Origin of the sequence: Peribacillus acanthi (assembly GCF_003073175.1) — a bacterium.
Classification (GTDB): Bacteria; Bacillota; Bacilli; order Bacillales; family DSM-1321; genus Bacillus_BN; species Bacillus_BN acanthi.
Genome location: NZ_QBBX01000017.1, coordinates 43,035 through 61,291, shown reverse-complemented (window position 1 = coordinate 61,291; position 18,257 = coordinate 43,035). Strand labels below are relative to the sequence as shown.

Here is an 18,257-nt window from a genome sequence, read left to right as displayed (position 1 = left end):
AAAATTAAAACTAAAGGTATAAAGAAAGGTAGATACGATGGAGAAACAATATTTTAACCTTATGCAATTCTTCGAGGGCTATGTACGTAATTATCGAAGAATGAATTTATCTCAATTACATAATCGCTCTATGTTCACAAAACGGGAAATTGACTACTTTGCAACCCTCGGAGAGATGCTCGGGTTTGATGCGTTTATTGAAGATTCCAAGTTTGATAAGTCGAAGGGTCGCTCCAGACCAATGGATTTGTCTTGGTGGAAGTGGGATGCACGATTTGATAATGAAAATTTTTTATATCTTGCTCTTCATTTAGAAAGAGAAAACGTCTGGAATAAAGATGTTGAAACAATTGAAAAGCTATTTTCACAAACAGAAAAGGGATATATTCCACACAATGTTATCGGCATACAATTTATTGAGTCGGATGAAAGGATAAACTATCTTAATGAGTTGATTCTTCAAAAAAATAAGGTACAACAGTCAAATGCTTTAATGGTTTACCGTTATTATGATGCCGAGCATGATTTAGAGCGAGTTTGTGCGTATAGTTTTACTCCAAAAGGATTAACCGAGGTAAGAACAGCAATCTGTAAACAGGATGAATCAGGTTGTTGGTACATGTGCTTTGATGAAGATTTTGTCCCATTTCAAAGGGGAGACTTATATAAGGGGTGAACATTTGAAATTACAAGCTCAATTAGTTGAGTTCATGAACCAAGTTTCCAATGACGGTATAGAGATTTACAATGAGTTCAGTATTCAGTTTGAATTAGCAATTTTCCTAAGAGCCAATTTGCCAAAAGAATATAAAATTCAATTAGAACGGAATATCAATTATTTGGATTGGATAAAGAGCATTTTCTAAAGAAGGAAATGGATATTGTTGTCTTTGATTTCTGCTACGAAGGAAAAACATTGTATTGAGATTAAATATCCAACAAACGGTCAGTATCCAGAGCAGATGTTTTCCATGTGTAAAGATATTAAGTTCCTTGATGAACTAATTAATGCGGGTTTTTCTGATTCATATTGCTTGGTTGTTGTAAATGACCCATTATTCTATAGCAATAAAGGTGGAGAAGGGATTTATCGTCTTTTTAGAAAGGAAAAGAAGTTAAAAGGAACAATTCAAAAGCCGACTGGCAAAAAGGATTTTACATACCATCATTAACAATGAGTACAAAATTGAATGGAAAGATATAAGTGGTATTGAAAAATACATTATTACTAAGGTTGAAAGGAATTTATCAATATGATACATATTCTATTCGGTGCATCAGCTTCAGGTAGTTTGAAATACGCTCTAAGGGAAATAGGAATTGATAAAAAGGATAAGGTTATTTCTTTTTGGGACATGTTCTCCATTGGGCCAGTCTGGCAGTTACATGAGGAAAATGGTAAAGAAGCCAGGTTTGAATGGATGAAAAAAGTAGTTACAGATGAATTTGATGAATTTCCTGATTATAAACAAAAGTTTGAAGGGGCAATCAATCAAATCAACTCCATACCAGAGGGAGTCCATATAACAATTTGGACTTCTGATAACGCACATGAACAGACAGGATTGCGATATGTTATACATCTTTTGAAGGGAAAAAATGTTGATATCAGTCTTATAAACACTACAGCAGAGTACGAAGAGCTATTTCAGGTGAAAAAGGTCAAATATACGCCACTTCATACAGGTGAAATTCCCCCTGAAAAGCTCCAAATAATATATGAAGAAGGTCGTGGAAAGTTATTTACGGACCATGATAGAGAGGATTTGGAAAATGAATGGCTTTCTCTTGCGGAGAGTCAGGAGACCTTAAGAATTTGGCGGAATGGAAGGATACAGAGCCTTCCTGAAGACTATTTTGATGAAGTTATTATAAAAAGGGCAAAAAAGCTACATGCTAAACAAAAGACAAAGGACTATATGAAATCGGCAAGATTAATTGGAGAAGTGCTGGGGCATTTAGACCAATATGTAGGGGATGCGTTCCTCGAACATCGACTTAAAACGCTGATAAAAGCAAGAATATTTGAGTCGGAAGGTAGTCTTGAAGCGATGCGTTTTTATAGTGTGCGATTGAAACAGTAATTTTAGAGGGAGGATAATATGAATTGTTTTTGTGAAAGTGGAGAAACAAATGATTTAAAAATAGAAGGCGATGTCGGAGCAGACCCGATTTGGTGCAATAGATGCGGTTGCAACCTTGACATAGAAGATGTTCCGATTTCGGATGAATTAGTAGAGGAATTATCGTCTTGGGCAATGAAGTATGGAGAATGGATTGATTGGGATAAAGATAAATTACTTCCTAATGGAATTGAATTGGAAGATGAATTTAATCAAATTGGACTCGAATTAACTGAAAAGGTAAAACAAGAACTTGGTGTTAAATATAAAGTGAAATACTCACCATCAAGGAGTGCGAGGTCTTATGCACAAAATGGTTTATGAAACTACCTTAACATTTAGCTGATAACTAAAAAGCAACAGAAGAGCAGTAAATTCACCCCGCTCTTCATACAGTAAATGCTTTATTTGAATAACTGGTCAATCTGTTCTCTGTCATAATCTAATATCCAATCATTTAGGTCTTCATAAAGTGAACGTAAATCCTCTTTATTAGATGCGATAACGTCACAGCCTCGGTCGTCATATAAGTGGTAAATCATTTTTTTGGTTACATTAACAAAGTAAATATCAATTCCATTTCTGGGAAACCCTTTTAGAATTTGAGATGGGTGTGGAAAATCTTCATAACTAATAGCAGTTAAAAGCGGTTTATTACGAATGTCGCTCTTTTTACAGGGCAGAACAAATCGGTGCGTGACCATCTCTTCATAATCTTCATCGTCTTCTAAGAAAACACTTGGTAACATCCTGTATTTTAGTTTTAGCCTTAACTCCTTGTCTTTTATATATTTTTGGTAGACCTTTGTTGGTCTCTTTTGTAAAAAGCTATCATTCCTCTCACAATGAATGTCAGTGATTAGCAACATTTCATCCCCATCATTAAACACTTTATTGAAAATACTATTGATTCTTTCTTCGATTTGCTGAAGATTGCTCTTATCTTCATGTTCTACCCGAGGTATAGAGATTTCAAAACGGATACCATATTTCCATAAATAGAACAGGGGCGGTTTTAGGGTTAGATTATCAAAGTGCTCTTTCATGAATTGGGATAATATATTTATCATTTTGTTCCTCCAAATAATATATGGTTAATAATTGCGTACTTTGTAAAAATAGGATTAGAGGGACTATTGGTTAGGAGATGTGTATAAATGTCAGATGTAAAATTGTTCACAGCTATTTATATTCCAGAAACCCCGTTTGTAAATGGAGTATTAAAACCGAAAAAAACAAAGAAACTTAACTTTGAATTGCTGGAAAGCAAAAAAATAGCGGATACTCTTTATCATTTTATTTATAAAAAGGATGAAAAACAAATACACAGCTATTATTATATTGGGGATTTAGAAGATGCCTTGGAAAGATATTTATTTGTGGAAAGCAATGACTTATATGATGACTTTGTTTCGCAGTTTTGGGGCGGAGGACAAAGGTATTGGGAAAGTGGCATGGATACCTATATAGATATAAGTAGTAACGAAGGTGTACTCGAACAACTAAACAAAGCATATAACAATCATTTTTATGAGGAAGGTGAACCTATGCCTATGTGCCATTTTTTTGGACAGCAAATGTGGCATGATAACGCATATCTTATTGCCAATCGTATAGCTTTAATCGAATTAAAAGAGGCAATTGACATTGCCTTAAAACATGGAGAATCAAGATTGGGATTATCTCCTTCTGATGGTGAAGGTTATTATTTATATATTAATTGTGTAGAAGATGATTTTGAGTGGGAAGCGTTGGAAATGCCATATCATGATAAGGAAATTTATGAACCAGATAAATCGGTCGAGATACCTACATCTAAATTGTTTAAAAAATATAAGCGATTTTTTAGTTGAGGTGATTTGCTTTGGAGTCTTTTCCTAATGAACTCGATTTTATATCGTTATTTTGCACTGAACCGACAAAGTTAGACCAAGAATCTCCTTTCTTTTATACTGAATCTACCTTTATATTTGAGAATCATACGGAGTTTTTTACTGTAAAAGTTTCGCCAAGTTACAATGAGTTTGCTTTAGAAGTGAAAAGTAAAATGAATGGGGAACTCATTGCTTACAATTCGTATAAGACTGTAGGGAAAATAGAAATATTGAATGATAAAAAAGATTCAGCTAAGGTACTTCTTATTCTTGATTATGATAGAGACCGTTACATTACTACAGTAGAAATTACGTTCCAACCGAAGTTTTCTTTTATAATAAAAGAACAATATGCTGAATGAGTCTGGACATAGTTATTCAAAGTGTGAAAGCGATACTTCAAAAATAGGAGTGTCGCTTTATTGCTTTTTTAAGTAAAATAAGCAGTTTATAGTTGGTTCTGATTGAAAAAATTTTTGTTTGGAAAGTATAAAAAAGAATCTATTAAAGAGGAACTGAGGAAAATGGATGCTTTAGGTGTTGGATTGTTGTTTCTTATTTTTGGACTAACTTTCTTTTTATTAGTCTTGTTTAAATATACGGAAGAGGAGCATCAGAAGGAATTAAAGAAGTATCAATGGGTGCGAAATGATAAATTTCTTTCCTGGGCAGAATGGGATTTGGTCCTTTTCCATAAAATTGCGAGTAAATCATACATTATAGCGAAAGTGATTATTTTGTTCTTTGCGTTTATACCAATTGCAATTGGCATTTTTGCTTTATGGGCGTTTTTTAGTGAGTAAAAGGGATTTTTTGTTGCAAATGAATGCGGTAAAATAGGCTTCTGAAAAATAAGAAAGTGAATGTGAGAAAAATGGAAATATACAAGATTTCTTGGTATCCAATACTGGTTTTTATGTTTTCTGGAATGGTTATTTTATTTATCCTATTTTGGGATGTGCAAGGCATCCCAGAACATCCATTTGTTTTTATAATTGGATTAATCCTTTCATTTGTAATTTTAGGATATTCTTTTTATCTATGGAGAAAAAGGAAACAAGGTAAGGGATTTTCTTGGGATGATAAGGGAATAGTGATTGACTTAAAAGGAAATAAGGTTTATTGGGAGGAAATCGAAGACATCAAGTTTTACAAAAGTAGTGTTACCAATATGAAGTCTACAGTCATTTATCCACATTATACAAATCACGAAAAAATAAGACTCCGCAATAAGAAATTAATGCCAACACCAGCCCACTCAATTGAGTGGTATCTAATTGAAAAGCCAAAAGAAATGCACAATCATTTAATGAATACTTGGGAAGAAATAAAGCCATTAGGTAAAAACAGAAACTAATCAGAGAATTTTATGGCGGTGAAGAATGAAAAGAAATATTTCAGAATATATCATATATACGTTTTTTGCAGTTGGAACAATTATCGTATTATTTATCGTAAACATTAACATTGATAATACTTTTTCTTTTTATTTTATAATTGCCTATGTCATTTTTCTTCTTTTATCGTTGCTTTATTTCATATTTGCAATCGTTATCAATATCAGGAAATTAAAGTGGTCTGATATAAGAAAAAGAATATATAGATTCATTACTCTATTTATTTTAATAAGTGCTACAACATATAGTTTGAAATATATTTTTCGCCCTTCAGAAATTGATGTTTTTGATTTTGGTACTCCTTTAGGTTTAGCATTTGGCATGAGCTTTTTTGATTTAATATTTTTCAAAGAGAAAAACGAACGTTGAGCTGTTAAATCAGCATTTTTTGGGTATTCGCAGTAGTTTAATAATTCTTCAAAACAAATTTAATACTTCATTGGAAGAAGGTGATTAAAGTGGCTAATGTTTATATATCTACCATAAACAGTAACTGTAACTATAGTCATGATAATAGAGGATATGATGATAGATATGAAATTATAGGTGAACCAAAATATATTTATCATATTGAAGTAAAAAAAATAGAAAAGCTGTTAATTGACTATTTATGTGGGATGAATAAGTTTCCAAATTATTTAATAATTACTACCTATAACGATTATGAGGAATTTGAAACATTGTTAAAAAGGTTATGCCAAGAGTATAAAGTAAATTCATTAGCTGATGTAGTCCTTGCTTCAACAGAAGATGGTGGAATGCTTAAATATAACGTTCCTATATTTAAAGTACAAATAACGGATGTAGTCGCTCTTGAATCCATCATTCGTAACTCTTTCTGGATGGCAGAATCGAATTGTACATATATCCTTTCTTTTTCTGATAATGTAAGTTTTAAAAATGAGATGGGGAAAAACTGGGAAGGTAAAGAGACCGAATACTCTAAGTTTTTGATAGATATGAGTCAAGAAACAATGACGTTAGGGATTACATATGATGCACATGGTTTGTTACTGTTTTCAAATTTAGAAGAACATAGGTCGGTTGATATAATTGCAAATCAACTTCCAAATTATACGATTTTAAAAGGGAATTGAGTGTTTAGGAATAGAAAATACTCTCTTTTTTAAACGGAGGTCAATATGCCAGAACCAAGTATAAGATTAAAGAAGATTTGGGAAGACCTTAACTTTTTTGAAGTAAGTCTTGAAGTTAAAGGAATCTCATGTACTGTAACACTTAATATATATACGTCTAATGATGACTTGGGCGATTTAAGGCAGGGATTGAAGATGTTTCTTAATCTCCAGCAAACTGAGTTCACTTGGATATCGGGCATAGATAATGGTAACACAACTCACTTCTTGTCCCTTAGATTTTTCTTACATAATAAAACGGGAACAGTGGGCATGGAGATAATTGCTGATAATAAAGCAGAAAAACCTTACTGGATGCGGTCAAATTTTTTTATTCTTACTGAACTTGGTCAAATAGATGATTTTGAAGAAAAGATTGAACAGCTAATTCAAGAAGAGATAGATGAATTTGAGAGTGTTATCCCAATAACTTATTAGATAATTGGAGTGATTTAGTTTTTTGTAGGTGTAATCATTGCAAAGGGAATCCTATGCAGAATGGGGAACTGAAAGTGTTAAGTATTAATGAAGCCGAAAGTTATCTAAAAAATAAAATCAGTAAAAATATGACAGATATTATGAAGGTTTGGGAAGTATTCAAAGCATTTGGCAAAGAACAAGTAGAAGGTGAAGATGAAATTGCCTTGCTCTTTCAATGTGGAGTGTATGACTTTACTGGTGAAGAACAATTTTATTTCGACTTAGTTCGGCACTTTACCATTTATGAAGGTGAAGAATATTCGCATATGGAGCAACTTCATTGTGAATTTGTGTTTGAACCAACAGAGGAATTGCATAAATTGGAGACATCGCTAATGTATTTTGATTACGAAGGTGACGTAGAGGATTTTTATTCAGAAGTAGAAAGTCTTGAAGAGTTCAGAATTCCTTTAAGATATAGACCTTTACGATTAGACGTATATCAAAAAAATGTATAGTTGTACGCCATAGTAAATTGAAGATGTTTTCCCTTATCCCTAAAGTCCTAAGAACTGACCTTCTATGTTATCGCAAATCAATAACGGTAAATAGCAAAATAAACTGTAATGGTCAAACATAAATGTACACCAGAGCACGAAAGAGAACTGGACTTATCCTCCAGTTTTCCTCGTGTTTTTTATTTCTAATGGCAGGAAAAACGTACCGTTGGTATGTTTAGTCAGATGTAATCAAACATTTGATTAAAAGCCTGAAAAGCCCGTTAAAAATAGGATTTAAGGAAGGGAAAAGAGAAAGAAAGCAGAAAAATCTACTCCCTAACATCCAAATTCCTGTCAAATAGTTACGGGAAGATTGGTATAATGGTAAAAAGGCGGTGGGAGTATGTTAGATGATAAAAAAATGATTGAAGAAATGATTAAATTTGACGATGCATTCCCAGACGAAGTTTTTGCTGTAGGTCGTAAGCCAGGAGAAGCAAGAGTAAAAGTTAGAGCCTTGTGGAATTACTGTCAGGAAAAAGGCGGAATAGAACCGAAAGATTTAACAGTCGAAGAAATGGAACAATTCTTTGAATACTAAATAAGAGTGGGGTAAGTACAACCCACTCTCAAAATATAGAAGTAGTTCATTCTTAAAATAAAACGATAAGGTCAATTTTTACTAAAATTCAATTTGAACAAAATCATAGTCATTTTCCCCATAATCTTCATCTTTTACATAGTAGTCTTCTGGAACATCCTTAAATGGAATATGAGTAAGCGTTAATTTTGTGTCAATTTCTAATTCTTTATAAAGTTGAGTTAGTTCACTTAGCAGTTTATCAAGTTGTTTGGATTCAATTTCACTAAGTTTTTTTCTGTCGGAATCAGCAACATCTGCATGTACTTGTAACTCAACATCTTTATAACCATCGGTTTCGGAAATAATAACATCTGAATATGGGGCAATATCAATATCCTTTTCTTTTACAAATGGGAAATTCTGATGTATCAAATCAGCTAACATATCAAGTAAAGTGTTAAGATATTCACTAAAGATTTCTGAACGTAATGTGTCATCCAAATCATTACGTTTAATATCGAAAAGTTCCCCATCCCAATTAGCTACAATTTGACTGTATTCTTGGTCCAATTCTTCTTGTATCTCATCTAATAATACTTCATCAATTTTATCAATAAACATAAAATCACCTTTCTTTAATCATATTGTAATGATTTTCTTAATCTACTGTTACAGGAATAAGTATAAAGTAGTAGTTTTTTAACTTCAATAACGCAGAAAAATAGTTTGCTATATGAAATTTTCATTTCTACTTATCTTGCTACAAAGGATTACCAAAAATCATCGAGTTCAATGATTTCAGGAAAATAAGGATTCTTTCCAGTGAATAAGTCAATATTCCACTTCTGCCCCATGTCCATGGCACTAATCTTCCTCAACTTTTGCATTAAGTCTAAATTTCACCCTTCCATCTGCCACTTTATACAAGTGCCACCACCAAAATTTATTTATATCCTCTTTAGAACATTAACCCATACGTTTCAATCATTTTCTAAATTCTATCATCTTCTTTTTACGCCTCAATAAACTTGTTTACCCCTGCTTTATCCCTGTTCTATCATCGAATATTTTTTTAAGCAAAATCTATAATATATCATTCTTAATAAAAACAAGGAATTCTATTAAGAAGAGTTACAACAGGATGTTCTAATCTATGAAAAGGATTAGGCAGATTAAACAGGAGGAAATAGAGCATATGAGCAAAAATGGTGATGACCGTACAGTAAGTAATAACTTTGGAGCTACCCTGAAGTGGTGGCGTGAAAAACGTCAAATGAGTCTGCAGGAACTCTTTGAGAAGACTGGCGTATCGAATGGCTACATCTCTCGTTTAGAGAGAGGAGAACGCAAAGCTCCAAGCGTTCCTATATCCGCTAAACTCGCTGATGCACTTGGAATTCCACTTTCGTTGCTATTGGACATCTCTACGTCTGATACCCCGATTGATGAAGCTCCTTTAGTAGCGGAACTGGTTTTGTATAATGATTGTAAAAGGGATGCCGATAATCTGTTTAGTAAAGACGAGAAGGAATCTTTTATCCAAATTATCGAGTTTATCCTTGAAATGAGTTGGGATGAAGACAACCGAATTAAACAATTATTCGACCTTTCTGAACTGATTGATGACTTTAAAGAGGTAAGTAAATAAATTTGGAAATTAGGGGACTCTTTTAGGGTCTCCTATTTTTAACAGGAGGAAGAAGGATTATGAGCTTTAATGGGTCAGAGAAAGAATTCCTAATGACATTGTTTTTAGGTCAGGAACGAATAATTGAAAAGGAACTTGGTTTGGAATTAGAAAGTGTCCAGTTTGAAAAACATTATCAAGGTCTTAAAATTGATATGTATGCTATAAGCAGTTTAGGGGTAGAAGTATTTGTGGAAAACCTATTGCTTAAGAGTAATAAGACACATCAAGACAAGATATTAAAAATTATTGAGATGATTGAAAGTGGCATTATCGTTTACATTGCTTCTGCTTTCCATGAGGAACACGTAAAAGAGTTACAAAATGCAGTCAGGAAGTCTGGTAAACCGATTACTCTTTACTTTGCAGAGTTAAATCCCGATATAACTGCACCTCTACAAAGATTGAACCATATGCACAAGCTAAAAGTTTACGAAAATCTAAACTTGTTAAATATAGAAAGTCCTATTCGGCTTTTAAGAAAGGAGAGTATTATTCAACCGATTGTTGCTAAAATAGTGGAACAACAGCAACAGGAGAACCTTAGTGACCTGGAAGCAATGAGAAAAAAAGAAAATGAATTTCTGTTAAAGTCACTGAGAAGTCGTATCAAATACTTCTTGCCTTTTCATCGAGAGAAGGCACACATACAGAAATTACGTATTATCAGTTTTGGAGCAGGTCGTAGTGATTGCAATTATTATGTATCGTTGAGTGATAGAAGAAACGTTGCTTTTGTAGAGTTGAGATTTAGCGATTATAATAGAAAAATATACGAATCTATCAAGGGAAAAGAAAGGATTATTCAAAAAAGGTTCGATGGAGCAGTTCGATTCAAAGATAACTGTATTTCAGTGACGATTAAGCCATCAGAAAGTATTGAGGATACCGTTGGAAAATTGGTGGATATTTTTGAGAAAATGATTATCGCTTTCTCGAATTATACTTATTATTTCTATGGGGACAAAAAGGAAATGTGGCAATATCACGAGCAAGGGATATAAAGAAATTTGTTAAGGCATTGGATATCCAGTGCCTTTATTTTTTTTATATGTATGGTCTTGTTTAGCCATATTTATTTACCTATCGTTCATTCTATCAATATAGTCCATATAATATGAGCTACCATCGCTTGATAATTCATCTCCACAAAAACTACATTCAGCATATACTGATGTAGTAGCAATTCCTGCACCACATGTTGGGCAACTGCGAATACCGTTATTCGATTGCTTACTAAATATTAAATGTTGGTGTTTATTATAAATGACGCTTTGTTTCAGTTCATCTGAATAAACGCCTTTTTCCAATTGTCTACTGCCACACTTGGAGCATACCTTAGAAGAATTGCTCACTAAAGTTTTACAATCCGTACACCATTTCATTTAAACCTTCATGCTAATCACCCTTATATTTAAAAAATAATCCTTTACGGTTTATAAAAAATCAAACCCATCCCTAAAGAATCTCCCTATACCTCTAAGTAACCAAAAAATTAATCTGAAAGGCAAGAAAATTAATTCTGGTATCCAGAATAGCACATCAAAAATGAAATCTAAAAATGTATAATCATCATTACTCTTCTTATTTTTTCTCGTCTTACTTTTCTTTCTATTCCACCATTTGTTCATATGGTTCAACCCTCTATTGAATAATAGTCATTGACTTCCTATAACTTTTCTTAATTGAATTTACGTTTAAGGATTTATTTGGTTTCATTTGTTTGCTGGAATAGAACGCTCGAATGGTGTTTGTTACATAAATATATCTCAATAGTTAATAAAGAAGTATGGAAAAATTCTGTAACAATTCTTACTTCGTCACACTTGTTTCGCAATTGTTCGGAGAAGTTACTTGAAAAGTATGAAATTGTTCATACCTTTTCTAATCTTAAGGAGCTTTTTATTATGGAAACTATCAACTTAGTAGTTTGTTGTGTCATTAACTTCAGGAATTTACAATTCAACAAACTCGTCTGTTATTGAACCAAGGTTTTGTGAATATATCCGTTTCAGAAATCTATAATATAGCACCAGAAAATAATTGAAAGAGAGGGGATTCTTAGATGGATATAAAATTAAAGGATAGGAATATTTTGATTGAAGGCTTAATTCTTCCAAAGCCTTTGCAAATTAGCTTAGAAAAAAGAGGAAAGACGGTTGTGAATCATCGGTATGACGAGTATGCAAAGGAAATGCAAGTATTTTGCTCTTCTTGTAATCGTTGGCATTCTGTTTATAAGCTGGAGAACGGAGAATGGGTCGATATTAACCAAACTTATAAGCTCTGCAATAAAGGGAAGCCTAACGAGTATTTTGACACCTACTGTAGCCAATGTTATGAAATTAAGAAAAATAAGATTGGTACAAATGCAGTAGGGAAAGAGGCAGGGGAGAAAGCTATGGCAGTAGGGAATGATAAGGTTAATAAATCAGGTGAAGTGGGGCAGTACGTACCTTGGAGCGAGAAGGCAGGAGGGATTCAGCAAACGATTTTTCTTGAGCCTGGTCTGGATATTTATTTGAAGCTATACGGTGTCTATCACAATAAGAAAAAGAATCAATTAATCAATGAAATTATCGCTGAATTTAAAGCCAAGAACCCTATCAACCTTTAAAACTGTCATTAAAATACTTTTCCAACTTTTGTTTAAAGAACAACAACCTAATCGTTTCTATATCAAATTTCATATCAAAACCCTATCATATTCAAAAGAAGGAAGGGGGAGAGAACGTTGAAACGAAAAGATGGGGAGCTGTACTACAAGGTTCAAGAAGTTGCGTATCTAATTAATCTTTCTCCTGCCACCTTGTTCAACCTTATCAAGATTAACCACCAAATGAAAGAGAACGGTGAAGAGGGGTTCCTACCCAATGTAACAAAGATAAACAATGTCCAGCATTTTAAGCAATCAGAAGTGAAAGAGATTCGGGCTTGTATTGCAAAACTAAAAAGGGGAGATTTAAAGCAATACCGAACACAAGAAACGACCTATCAAAAAATGAAGCAGGAAAACGAGGAATTAAAGAAAAAACTTGCGGAATTAGAAGGAGGAACGAAAAAATGAGAATCATTGATGGACAAAACTTCCTAACAACGGGTGATTTAGGGGCGTATGTAAAACGTAGCCCAGCTACAATTGCTCAATGGTGTAAGTACAGCGATAGACTGGCTGAGAATGGTAAGGAAAGATTAATTCCAGAACCACTTGTAATAAATGGTCAGCGATTATTTACATCAGAACAGGCATTAGTGGTCAAGGAGTTTGCAGAATCTAAAAAATACGGAAAGATGGCTAAATTTAATCGAAAACGACTGGGTAAACGTGGGGAAGATATCGAGATACGGATGAAAGCAAGGGACAAGGAGCAGGAACAAATGCAGGAGGAAAAGAAAGAGAAGGAATTGGAAGTGGCTTTGGCTAAGGTAAACAGAGCTGTGGATTTTAAAGACCGATTTAAAAGATTGAAGAAGAAATGAAGGGATAATTAACTATTAGTTTTTTTCTTCTTCAGTTAAGTGGCACAATAATGAACAAAGGACAGAGGAATACCTCTGCCTTTATATGGGCTAAAAAATTGTAGTGAGTTATACAAATTTATTATAAATCTGTGAGAATCTACTACCTCTAATCTAATTTTTTATTTTACTAATATCCATAAAATGAACGTATCCATCCTTGCCGATATAATTACCCTCTAAAACTTTAACGTAATATAAACGGTAATCCTCTGTTGCCCCATATTCAACTTTTGTGCCTTCTTTTATTGTTATACCATTTTCTCTTGCATGTTGCATTCCTGCCTCATTACCGTTGTCAACTGCAAGACCGTAGAATTCAGCATCATCTTTATTTTGTACAAGTATTGTGTCCCTATCTATGACACCTAAATCAAGATGAGTTTCTGAATCAACAGAAATATTCTCTTTTTCTTTAAAAGAGGTTATCGCTATGTAACTAACAAAGGAGATAATAATTATTGAAACACTTAGTAATAACCGCATTCTCCTTCTCTTTTCTTCAGTTGCTTTCCTTTTATTTCTTTCTCTTACCATTCTTACATGTTCCCTATATTCTTTTCTTTCTTCTTCATTTAGTTCAGAATGTCTTTTGTATGTCAATTTTTTCACCTATCTAAAAATAATATTCATTTCTTTATATCGGGCATAATCTCTATTAATTTATTTTTATTGGAAAAGGATTTTCTAATCCTAATGACCAGCCATAAAAAATCTATAATTATTGTTCGTTTCCCTTTAAATACAATGAAATTCTTTCTTTCACCATCTTTTCGTTTAAATCATCTTTGTAGTCAAAATAAACTATTCCGAGTTTATAGTAATCACATAATTCAGCTTTTTCTTTATCCCTTATTTTTGTATTTTCTAATGCTTTGTCTCCGCCCATAAAAGCAATTGGTCTATAGTGCTGTTCTCCTTGATATTCAATTACAAGGTTCAATTCTTCAATGAAAATATCAGCTTTTAAATGGTCGAGAGGGTACTGGTGGATAACTTTATAATTCGGGTATAGTTTCTTTATGATTTCAAGAAGTTTTACTTCCGTTGTCCACCTTTTACCTATAGCAAAGTAACCCATCCGAATACGGATGACATCTTCACAATACCTTAAGAAATCTGTTATAGATTGGTCATCAAGCCTATTATCATCAAATGAATGGGTAATAAGATATGGAACTATATTAGAGGGCAAAAGTTCTGGTGCATAAATTCTGCCTCGTGAACCAACTCCATATCCAAAAGCTATACCATTTATATAATGCCCATAGATAGATTGGAACTTTGTTCCGTTTAACGTTTTTCCGAATCCGTATTTTGGGCATACTTTATTGCAAACGTGGCATAAATTATTTTTGAATTGGAGTGTATTAATAAACGCCTCTCCCAAATAAAAACGCAATGATTTAGGAATATCCCCAAACTGATTAAATTCTTCGTTCAAAAGGTATATTTCTAATCCTTTTTGTTGGCATTTGCAATAACATACAGGTGAGTTTTCATTTTCTTGAAAGCCAAAAAACGAACCAAATCTCGAAGGATAATGAACAAAAGGATATGGTAACTCCTCTTCATAAGTAATGCATCCATCTAATTCTAAAGTCGGCACAACTTCTTTCGGTACAATCTTTGAACGGTTGTTATTCACTCCTCATTTCCTCTCCTATCTATTAGGCACAAAATCAATTCCAGCCTTTTCATAGCGATAAAAAGGATTTATTTCATCCCAATCGTCATCCATTTTAATTGATGGCAATCGGTCGTCTTCCTCTTTTGTAACTGTGCAAACAAAGTAATACTTACTTAAAAGGTCATAGATAAATGCCTCTGTTAGTTCTCCAGCTAAAGTAACTTCCGAAATCTGCTTTATATAAAGATTTTTTGGTATCATATGTTCATAAATCAGATTCTTTGAAACCTTTCCTTCTTCAATTGCTATTTTAGCGTTGGGAGTAATGAAGTCTGACATGCTATGTTTTCCACTGAATAGCCCAATTTGTCTAAAATAACTTTCCGTAAGAAAATAAAGGTCATCTCCAATCCCTTTTGAACTAAGATGATATTTTCGTAAAAAATCATCAGTGATTTCTTTTTTTAGCATTAATACGTTAAACAAGTTCTTGCTTAGATGATGAATGTATTCTTCTCTGTTAATGGCAGAGGAAGAAGTCCCTTTATTTAGAACAGGAACGTTAATTTTAGCTTTAACCATTGGAACAGTAGTGTAATTGTTGAATGATGAATCCTCTCGTTTTTGATATTGATAAACTCCTCTTTTCATAACCCAATTACCACTCCGTTTAATTGCATACCATATTGCTTTATTAATGGCTGTAGGGATATACGTATCGAATTCTTTATGATGAAAGGTAGATTGTTTGAACTTTTCTACTAAATCAGCATTTGTAAAAACAGTTCCACGAGCCACACTTTTTTCAAAATGTAAAATGAATTTTAATGTCTCTTCGTTTAGTGAATATTTCTCCATTTGTATTCAATCCAGTCTTTTTATGTTAAATATACCATCTGTCATATAATGCTGTATATTTGCTTGGTTTTCATCGCCTTTAGTCAAAATAACTCAGCAGTCCTTGCCTGGATTTGGTAAAATAAAGGTATAAATAGGCAGGATGTCAATAGGTAAGGGGGAGGAAAAGTGAAAAAGAAGTTAAGCGAACGGGATATTTGTACAAAATTTATTACCCCTGCTATTCAACAAGCAGGATGGGATTTACATAAACAAATTCGAGAAGAAGTAACCTTTACTGCTGGGAGAATTATTGTTAAAGGAAAAGTACATTCCCGAAAGAAATCTAAAAGGGCTGACTACATTATTTATTATAAGCCCAATATTCCAATAGCAATAATTGAAGCTAAAGATGGGGAGCATTCAGTTGGAAACGGGATGCAACAGGGCTTAGAATACGCAGAAATGCTTGATATTCCGTTTGTGTTTAGCTCTAATGGTCAAGCCTTTCTGATGCATGACCGCACTGGACAATCGGAAAAAATAGAGCAAGAGATTTCGTTAGATATGTTTCCAACACCAGAAGAGCTTTGGAGCAGATATAAGAATTGGAAAGGCATTGTTTCGGAGGAGCAAGAAAAAATTGTAACACAGGATTATTTTACGGATGCCAGTGGGAAAACGCCAAGATATTATCAGCGTATTGCGGTGAATCGTGCAGTGGAAGCTATTGCACAGGGAAAAGACCGTATTCTACTTGTATTAGCGACAGGAACAGGGAAAACCATGATTGCGTTTCAATTAATTTGGCGATTATGGAAGTCAAAAACCAAGAAACGAATTCTTTTCCTTGCAGACCGAAACATTTTAGTTGACCAAACTATGAGCAATGATTTTAAACATTTTGGCGACAAAATGACTAAGATAAAGAACAGAACAGTTGATAAATCCTATGAAATTTTCCTTGCTTTATATCAAGGGGTATCAGGTGCAGAGGATTGGAAAAATATTTATAAAGAGTTCTCTCAGGACTTCTTTGACCTGATAATAATAGACGAGTGCCATCGTGGGAGTGCGAAAGAGGACTCAGCTTGGAGAGAAATCCTTGAGTATTTTTCTTCTGCTACACAAGTTGGTTTAACTGCCACTCCAAAGGAAACTAAAGATGTCAATAATATTGATTATTTTGGTGAGCCACTGTACACATATAGCTTAAAACAGGGGATAAGCGATGGATTTCTTGCTCCCTATCGAGTGATTCGTTACATCTTAGATAAAGATACTGGATGGAGACCAACAAAAGGGCAAACGGATAAATTTGGGGAAGTTATTGAAGACCGTATCTATAATGTAAAAGATTTTGACCGTAACTTAATTTTAGAACAAAGAACTTTAGCAGTTGCTAAAAAAGTAACAGAGTATATGAAACGAACAGACCGTTATCAAAAAACAATTATTTTCTGTACCAATATTAATCACGCTGAACGTATGAGACAGGCAATTGCCAATGAAAATAGTGATTTAGTAGCAAAAAATCATAAATACGTTATGAGAATTACAGGGGATAATGATGAAGGGAAAGCAGAACTTGATAACTTTATTCATCCTGGAAGTACCTATCCAGTTATTGCGGTGACTTCAAAGCTAATGACAACTGGTGTCGATGCTCAAACGTGTAAATTAATTGTTCTGGATTCTAATATCAATTCCATGACAGAATTCAAACAAATCATTGGGCGTGGAACTCGTGTGAATGAAGAGCATAATAAATATTCCTTTACTATTATGGACTTCCGAAATGTAACCAATCTTTTTGCAGACCCAGATTTTGACGGAGACCCTGTTCAAATTTATGAACCGAAAGAGGGAGAGCCACCAACGCCACCAGATGAAGGGGAAGATAAAGAAGATATCCCAACTGGCATAGATGGTGGTTCAGGTTATGATGAAGACGGTGATACGGAACTATCGAAAGCAAAGACGTATTATGTTCATAATGTAAAGGTGCAAGTCATTAATGAACGTGTGCAATATTATGCTGAAAATGGACAATTGATAACTGAATCACTAAAGGATTATACAAAGAACACAGTACAGAAGGAATATTCCTCCTTAGATGTATTTTTGCAAAAGTGGAATTCTGCTGAAAGAAAAGATGCTATTATAGAAAAGTTGATTGAGCAAGGGATACTATTGGATGAACTGCAAGAAGAAGTGGGCAGGGAATATGACCCTTTCGATTTAATCTGTCATGTAGCGTTTGATAGAAAGCCATTAACACGCAAGGAACGAGCTATGAATGTAAAAAAGCAGGACTACTTTGCCAAGTACGGTGATAAAGCCAGAACAGTTCTGGAAGCATTACTGGATAAGTACTCTGACGAAGGAATCGAAAACATTGAGAGTATGGAAGTGCTAAAGCTCAATCCATTTGACGAATTTGGCTCTGTGTTAGAAATTATGAAGAGCTTTGGCGGGAAGAAACAGTATTTAATAGCCTTACAGGAGCTTCAACAGCAACTTTATACAACAGCGTAGAGGAAGCAGAGGA

Annotated in this window: 26 protein-coding genes; 20 read left to right on the top strand and 6 right to left on the bottom strand. The window is 33.7% G+C overall.

The features are described 5' to 3' along the window. Positions 1–37 precede the first annotated feature (37 nt). From DBX25_RS16020 to DBX25_RS16000, 5 genes are all read left to right on the top strand, one after another. Positions 38–676 (top strand): hypothetical protein, encoded by a 639-nt coding sequence (locus tag DBX25_RS16020; RefSeq protein ID WP_108671802.1) that lies wholly within the window; start codon positions 38–40, stop codon positions 674–676. Positions 677–680: 4 nt separating this feature from the next. After that, complete coding sequence (locus DBX25_RS16015) at positions 681–866, top strand: hypothetical protein (RefSeq protein WP_108671801.1); 186 nt, start codon at positions 681–683, stop codon at positions 864–866. Between the two features lie 15 nt (positions 867–881). Then, positions 882–1,172 carry a hypothetical protein gene (locus DBX25_RS16010; RefSeq protein WP_108671800.1) on the top strand — a complete coding sequence of 97 codons (291 nt, stop codon included), beginning with the start codon at positions 882–884 and terminating at the stop codon, positions 1,170–1,172. 81 nt (positions 1,173–1,253) lie between these two features. Then, entirely contained in the window at positions 1,254–2,084 is an 831-nt protein-coding gene (locus tag DBX25_RS16005) for a DUF1835 domain-containing protein (RefSeq protein ID WP_108671799.1), read from the top strand. 18 nt (positions 2,085–2,102) lie between these two features. Next, a complete protein-coding gene (locus DBX25_RS16000) occupies positions 2,103–2,447 on the top strand; it encodes a hypothetical protein (protein ID WP_108671798.1) in 345 nt (114 codons plus the stop codon). Positions 2,448–2,527: 80 nt separating this feature from the next. On the opposite strand, the gene DBX25_RS15995 is transcribed toward DBX25_RS16000, so the two are convergent. Next, positions 2,528–3,193, bottom strand: coding sequence for a DUF3885 domain-containing protein (locus tag DBX25_RS15995; protein WP_108671797.1), 666 nt, complete (start codon positions 3,191–3,193; stop codon positions 2,528–2,530). Between the two features lie 87 nt (positions 3,194–3,280). On the opposite strand from DBX25_RS15995, the gene DBX25_RS15990 reads away from it, so the two are divergent. From DBX25_RS15990 to DBX25_RS15950, 9 genes are all read left to right on the top strand, one after another. Continuing rightward, entirely contained in the window at positions 3,281–3,976 is a 696-nt protein-coding gene (locus tag DBX25_RS15990) for a hypothetical protein (RefSeq protein WP_108671796.1), read from the top strand. Positions 3,977–3,987: 11 nt separating this feature from the next. Continuing rightward, positions 3,988–4,359, top strand: coding sequence for a hypothetical protein (locus DBX25_RS15985; protein ID WP_108671795.1), 372 nt, complete (start codon positions 3,988–3,990; stop codon positions 4,357–4,359). Positions 4,360–4,461: 102 nt separating this feature from the next. Further along, positions 4,462–4,800 carry a hypothetical protein gene (locus DBX25_RS15980; protein WP_108671794.1) on the top strand — a complete coding sequence of 113 codons (339 nt, stop codon included), beginning with the start codon at positions 4,462–4,464 and terminating at the stop codon, positions 4,798–4,800. A gap of 71 nt (positions 4,801–4,871) precedes the next feature. Beyond that, positions 4,872–5,354 (top strand): hypothetical protein, encoded by a 483-nt coding sequence (locus DBX25_RS21455; protein ID WP_240620360.1) that lies wholly within the window; start codon positions 4,872–4,874, stop codon positions 5,352–5,354. 25 nt (positions 5,355–5,379) lie between these two features. Next, positions 5,380–5,763, top strand: a complete 384-nt coding sequence (locus tag DBX25_RS15970; RefSeq protein ID WP_108671793.1) for a hypothetical protein — start codon at positions 5,380–5,382, stop codon at positions 5,761–5,763. A gap of 89 nt (positions 5,764–5,852) precedes the next feature. Next, positions 5,853–6,491 carry a hypothetical protein gene (locus DBX25_RS15965; RefSeq protein WP_108671792.1) on the top strand — a complete coding sequence of 213 codons (639 nt, stop codon included), beginning with the start codon at positions 5,853–5,855 and terminating at the stop codon, positions 6,489–6,491. A gap of 45 nt (positions 6,492–6,536) precedes the next feature. Then, complete coding sequence (locus DBX25_RS15960; RefSeq protein WP_108671791.1) at positions 6,537–6,968, top strand: hypothetical protein; 432 nt, start codon at positions 6,537–6,539, stop codon at positions 6,966–6,968. Between the two features lie 74 nt (positions 6,969–7,042). Continuing rightward, positions 7,043–7,468, top strand: a complete 426-nt coding sequence (locus tag DBX25_RS15955) for a hypothetical protein (protein ID WP_108671826.1) — start codon at positions 7,043–7,045, stop codon at positions 7,466–7,468. Between the two features lie 385 nt (positions 7,469–7,853). Further along, the gene (locus DBX25_RS15950) at positions 7,854–8,051 is read left to right on the top strand and encodes a hypothetical protein (protein WP_108671790.1); all 198 of its coding nucleotides are present in this window, start codon (positions 7,854–7,856) and stop codon (positions 8,049–8,051) included. An 81-nt stretch (positions 8,052–8,132) separates the two neighbouring features. On the opposite strand, the gene DBX25_RS15945 is transcribed toward DBX25_RS15950, so the two are convergent. Then, positions 8,133–8,654, bottom strand: coding sequence for a hypothetical protein (locus DBX25_RS15945; protein ID WP_108671789.1), 522 nt, complete (start codon positions 8,652–8,654; stop codon positions 8,133–8,135). A 574-nt stretch (positions 8,655–9,228) separates the two neighbouring features. Here DBX25_RS15945 and DBX25_RS15940 point away from each other — a divergent pair. Then, positions 9,229–9,681: a helix-turn-helix domain-containing protein gene (locus DBX25_RS15940; protein ID WP_157950995.1), complete on the top strand. Its 453-nt coding sequence runs from the start codon at positions 9,229–9,231 to the stop codon at positions 9,679–9,681. A 59-nt stretch (positions 9,682–9,740) separates the two neighbouring features. After that, positions 9,741–10,724, top strand: coding sequence for a hypothetical protein (locus DBX25_RS15935; protein ID WP_108671787.1), 984 nt, complete (start codon positions 9,741–9,743; stop codon positions 10,722–10,724). Positions 10,725–10,799: 75 nt separating this feature from the next. On the opposite strand, the gene DBX25_RS20705 is transcribed toward DBX25_RS15935, so the two are convergent. Beyond that, positions 10,800–11,030: a hypothetical protein gene (locus tag DBX25_RS20705; protein ID WP_157950994.1), complete on the bottom strand. Its 231-nt coding sequence runs from the start codon at positions 11,028–11,030 to the stop codon at positions 10,800–10,802. A 755-nt stretch (positions 11,031–11,785) separates the two neighbouring features. Between DBX25_RS20705 and DBX25_RS15925 the strand changes: the two genes are divergently transcribed. The 3 genes from DBX25_RS15925 to DBX25_RS15915 all read left to right on the top strand — a co-directional run bounded on the left by DBX25_RS15925 (position 11,786) and on the right by DBX25_RS15915 (position 13,200). Continuing rightward, positions 11,786–12,337: a hypothetical protein gene (locus tag DBX25_RS15925; protein WP_108671785.1), complete on the top strand. Its 552-nt coding sequence runs from the start codon at positions 11,786–11,788 to the stop codon at positions 12,335–12,337. Between the two features lie 117 nt (positions 12,338–12,454). Beyond that, complete coding sequence (locus DBX25_RS15920; protein WP_108671784.1) at positions 12,455–12,787, top strand: hypothetical protein; 333 nt, start codon at positions 12,455–12,457, stop codon at positions 12,785–12,787. Further along, entirely contained in the window at positions 12,784–13,200 is a 417-nt protein-coding gene (locus DBX25_RS15915; protein ID WP_108671783.1) for a hypothetical protein, read from the top strand. The genes DBX25_RS15920 and DBX25_RS15915 overlap by 4 nt, the downstream gene beginning before the upstream one ends. A 153-nt stretch (positions 13,201–13,353) precedes the next feature. On the opposite strand, the gene DBX25_RS15910 is transcribed toward DBX25_RS15915, so the two are convergent. The 3 genes from DBX25_RS15910 to DBX25_RS21720 all read right to left on the bottom strand — a co-directional run bounded on the left by DBX25_RS15910 (position 13,354) and on the right by DBX25_RS21720 (position 15,727). Next, the gene (locus DBX25_RS15910) at positions 13,354–13,842 is read right to left on the bottom strand and encodes a hypothetical protein (protein WP_108671782.1); all 489 of its coding nucleotides are present in this window, start codon (positions 13,840–13,842) and stop codon (positions 13,354–13,356) included. Positions 13,843–13,960: 118 nt separating this feature from the next. Then, a complete protein-coding gene (locus tag DBX25_RS15905) occupies positions 13,961–14,887 on the bottom strand; it encodes a hypothetical protein (RefSeq protein WP_108671781.1) in 927 nt (308 codons plus the stop codon). A 15-nt stretch (positions 14,888–14,902) separates the two neighbouring features. Next, on the bottom strand, positions 14,903–15,727 hold the full coding sequence (locus tag DBX25_RS21720; protein ID WP_338066687.1) for a hypothetical protein: 825 nt from the start codon (positions 15,725–15,727) through the stop codon (positions 14,903–14,905). 168 nt (positions 15,728–15,895) lie between these two features. Here DBX25_RS21720 and hsdR point away from each other — a divergent pair, with 168 nt between their 5' ends. After that, on the top strand, positions 15,896–18,244 hold the full coding sequence (gene hsdR / locus DBX25_RS15895; RefSeq protein ID WP_108671780.1) for an EcoAI/FtnUII family type I restriction enzme subunit R: 2,349 nt from the start codon (positions 15,896–15,898) through the stop codon (positions 18,242–18,244). The last annotated feature ends 13 nt before the right edge of the window (positions 18,245–18,257 follow it).

Excerpts from the sequence above, each read along its gene's own strand:
- DBX25_RS15935 (WP_108671787.1), top strand. The coding sequence starts at position 9,741 with ATGAGCTTTAATGGGTCAGAGAAAGAATTCCTAATGACATTGTTTTTA.
- DBX25_RS15990 (WP_108671796.1), top strand. The coding sequence starts at position 3,281 with ATGTCAGATGTAAAATTGTTCACAGCTATTTATATTCCAGAAACCCCG.
- DBX25_RS15945 (WP_108671789.1), bottom strand. The coding sequence starts at position 8,654 with ATGTTTATTGATAAAATTGATGAAGTATTATTAGATGAGATACAAGAA.
- DBX25_RS16020 (WP_108671802.1), top strand. The coding sequence starts at position 38 with ATGGAGAAACAATATTTTAACCTTATGCAATTCTTCGAGGGCTATGTA.
- DBX25_RS15940 (WP_157950995.1), top strand. The coding sequence starts at position 9,229 with ATGAGCAAAAATGGTGATGACCGTACAGTAAGTAATAACTTTGGAGCT.
- DBX25_RS15915 (WP_108671783.1), top strand. The coding sequence starts at position 12,784 with ATGAGAATCATTGATGGACAAAACTTCCTAACAACGGGTGATTTAGGG.
- DBX25_RS16005 (WP_108671799.1), top strand. The coding sequence starts at position 1,254 with ATGATACATATTCTATTCGGTGCATCAGCTTCAGGTAGTTTGAAATAC.
- DBX25_RS15950 (WP_108671790.1), top strand. The coding sequence starts at position 7,854 with ATGTTAGATGATAAAAAAATGATTGAAGAAATGATTAAATTTGACGAT.
- DBX25_RS16000 (WP_108671798.1), top strand. The coding sequence starts at position 2,103 with ATGAATTGTTTTTGTGAAAGTGGAGAAACAAATGATTTAAAAATAGAA.
- DBX25_RS15925 (WP_108671785.1), top strand. The coding sequence starts at position 11,786 with ATGGATATAAAATTAAAGGATAGGAATATTTTGATTGAAGGCTTAATT.
- DBX25_RS21455 (WP_240620360.1), top strand. The coding sequence starts at position 4,872 with ATGGAAATATACAAGATTTCTTGGTATCCAATACTGGTTTTTATGTTT.
- DBX25_RS15970 (WP_108671793.1), top strand. The coding sequence starts at position 5,380 with ATGAAAAGAAATATTTCAGAATATATCATATATACGTTTTTTGCAGTT.
- DBX25_RS21720 (WP_338066687.1), bottom strand. The coding sequence starts at position 15,727 with ATGGAGAAATATTCACTAAACGAAGAGACATTAAAATTCATTTTACAT.
- DBX25_RS15960 (WP_108671791.1), top strand. The coding sequence starts at position 6,537 with ATGCCAGAACCAAGTATAAGATTAAAGAAGATTTGGGAAGACCTTAAC.
- DBX25_RS15995 (WP_108671797.1), bottom strand. The coding sequence starts at position 3,193 with ATGATAAATATATTATCCCAATTCATGAAAGAGCACTTTGATAATCTA.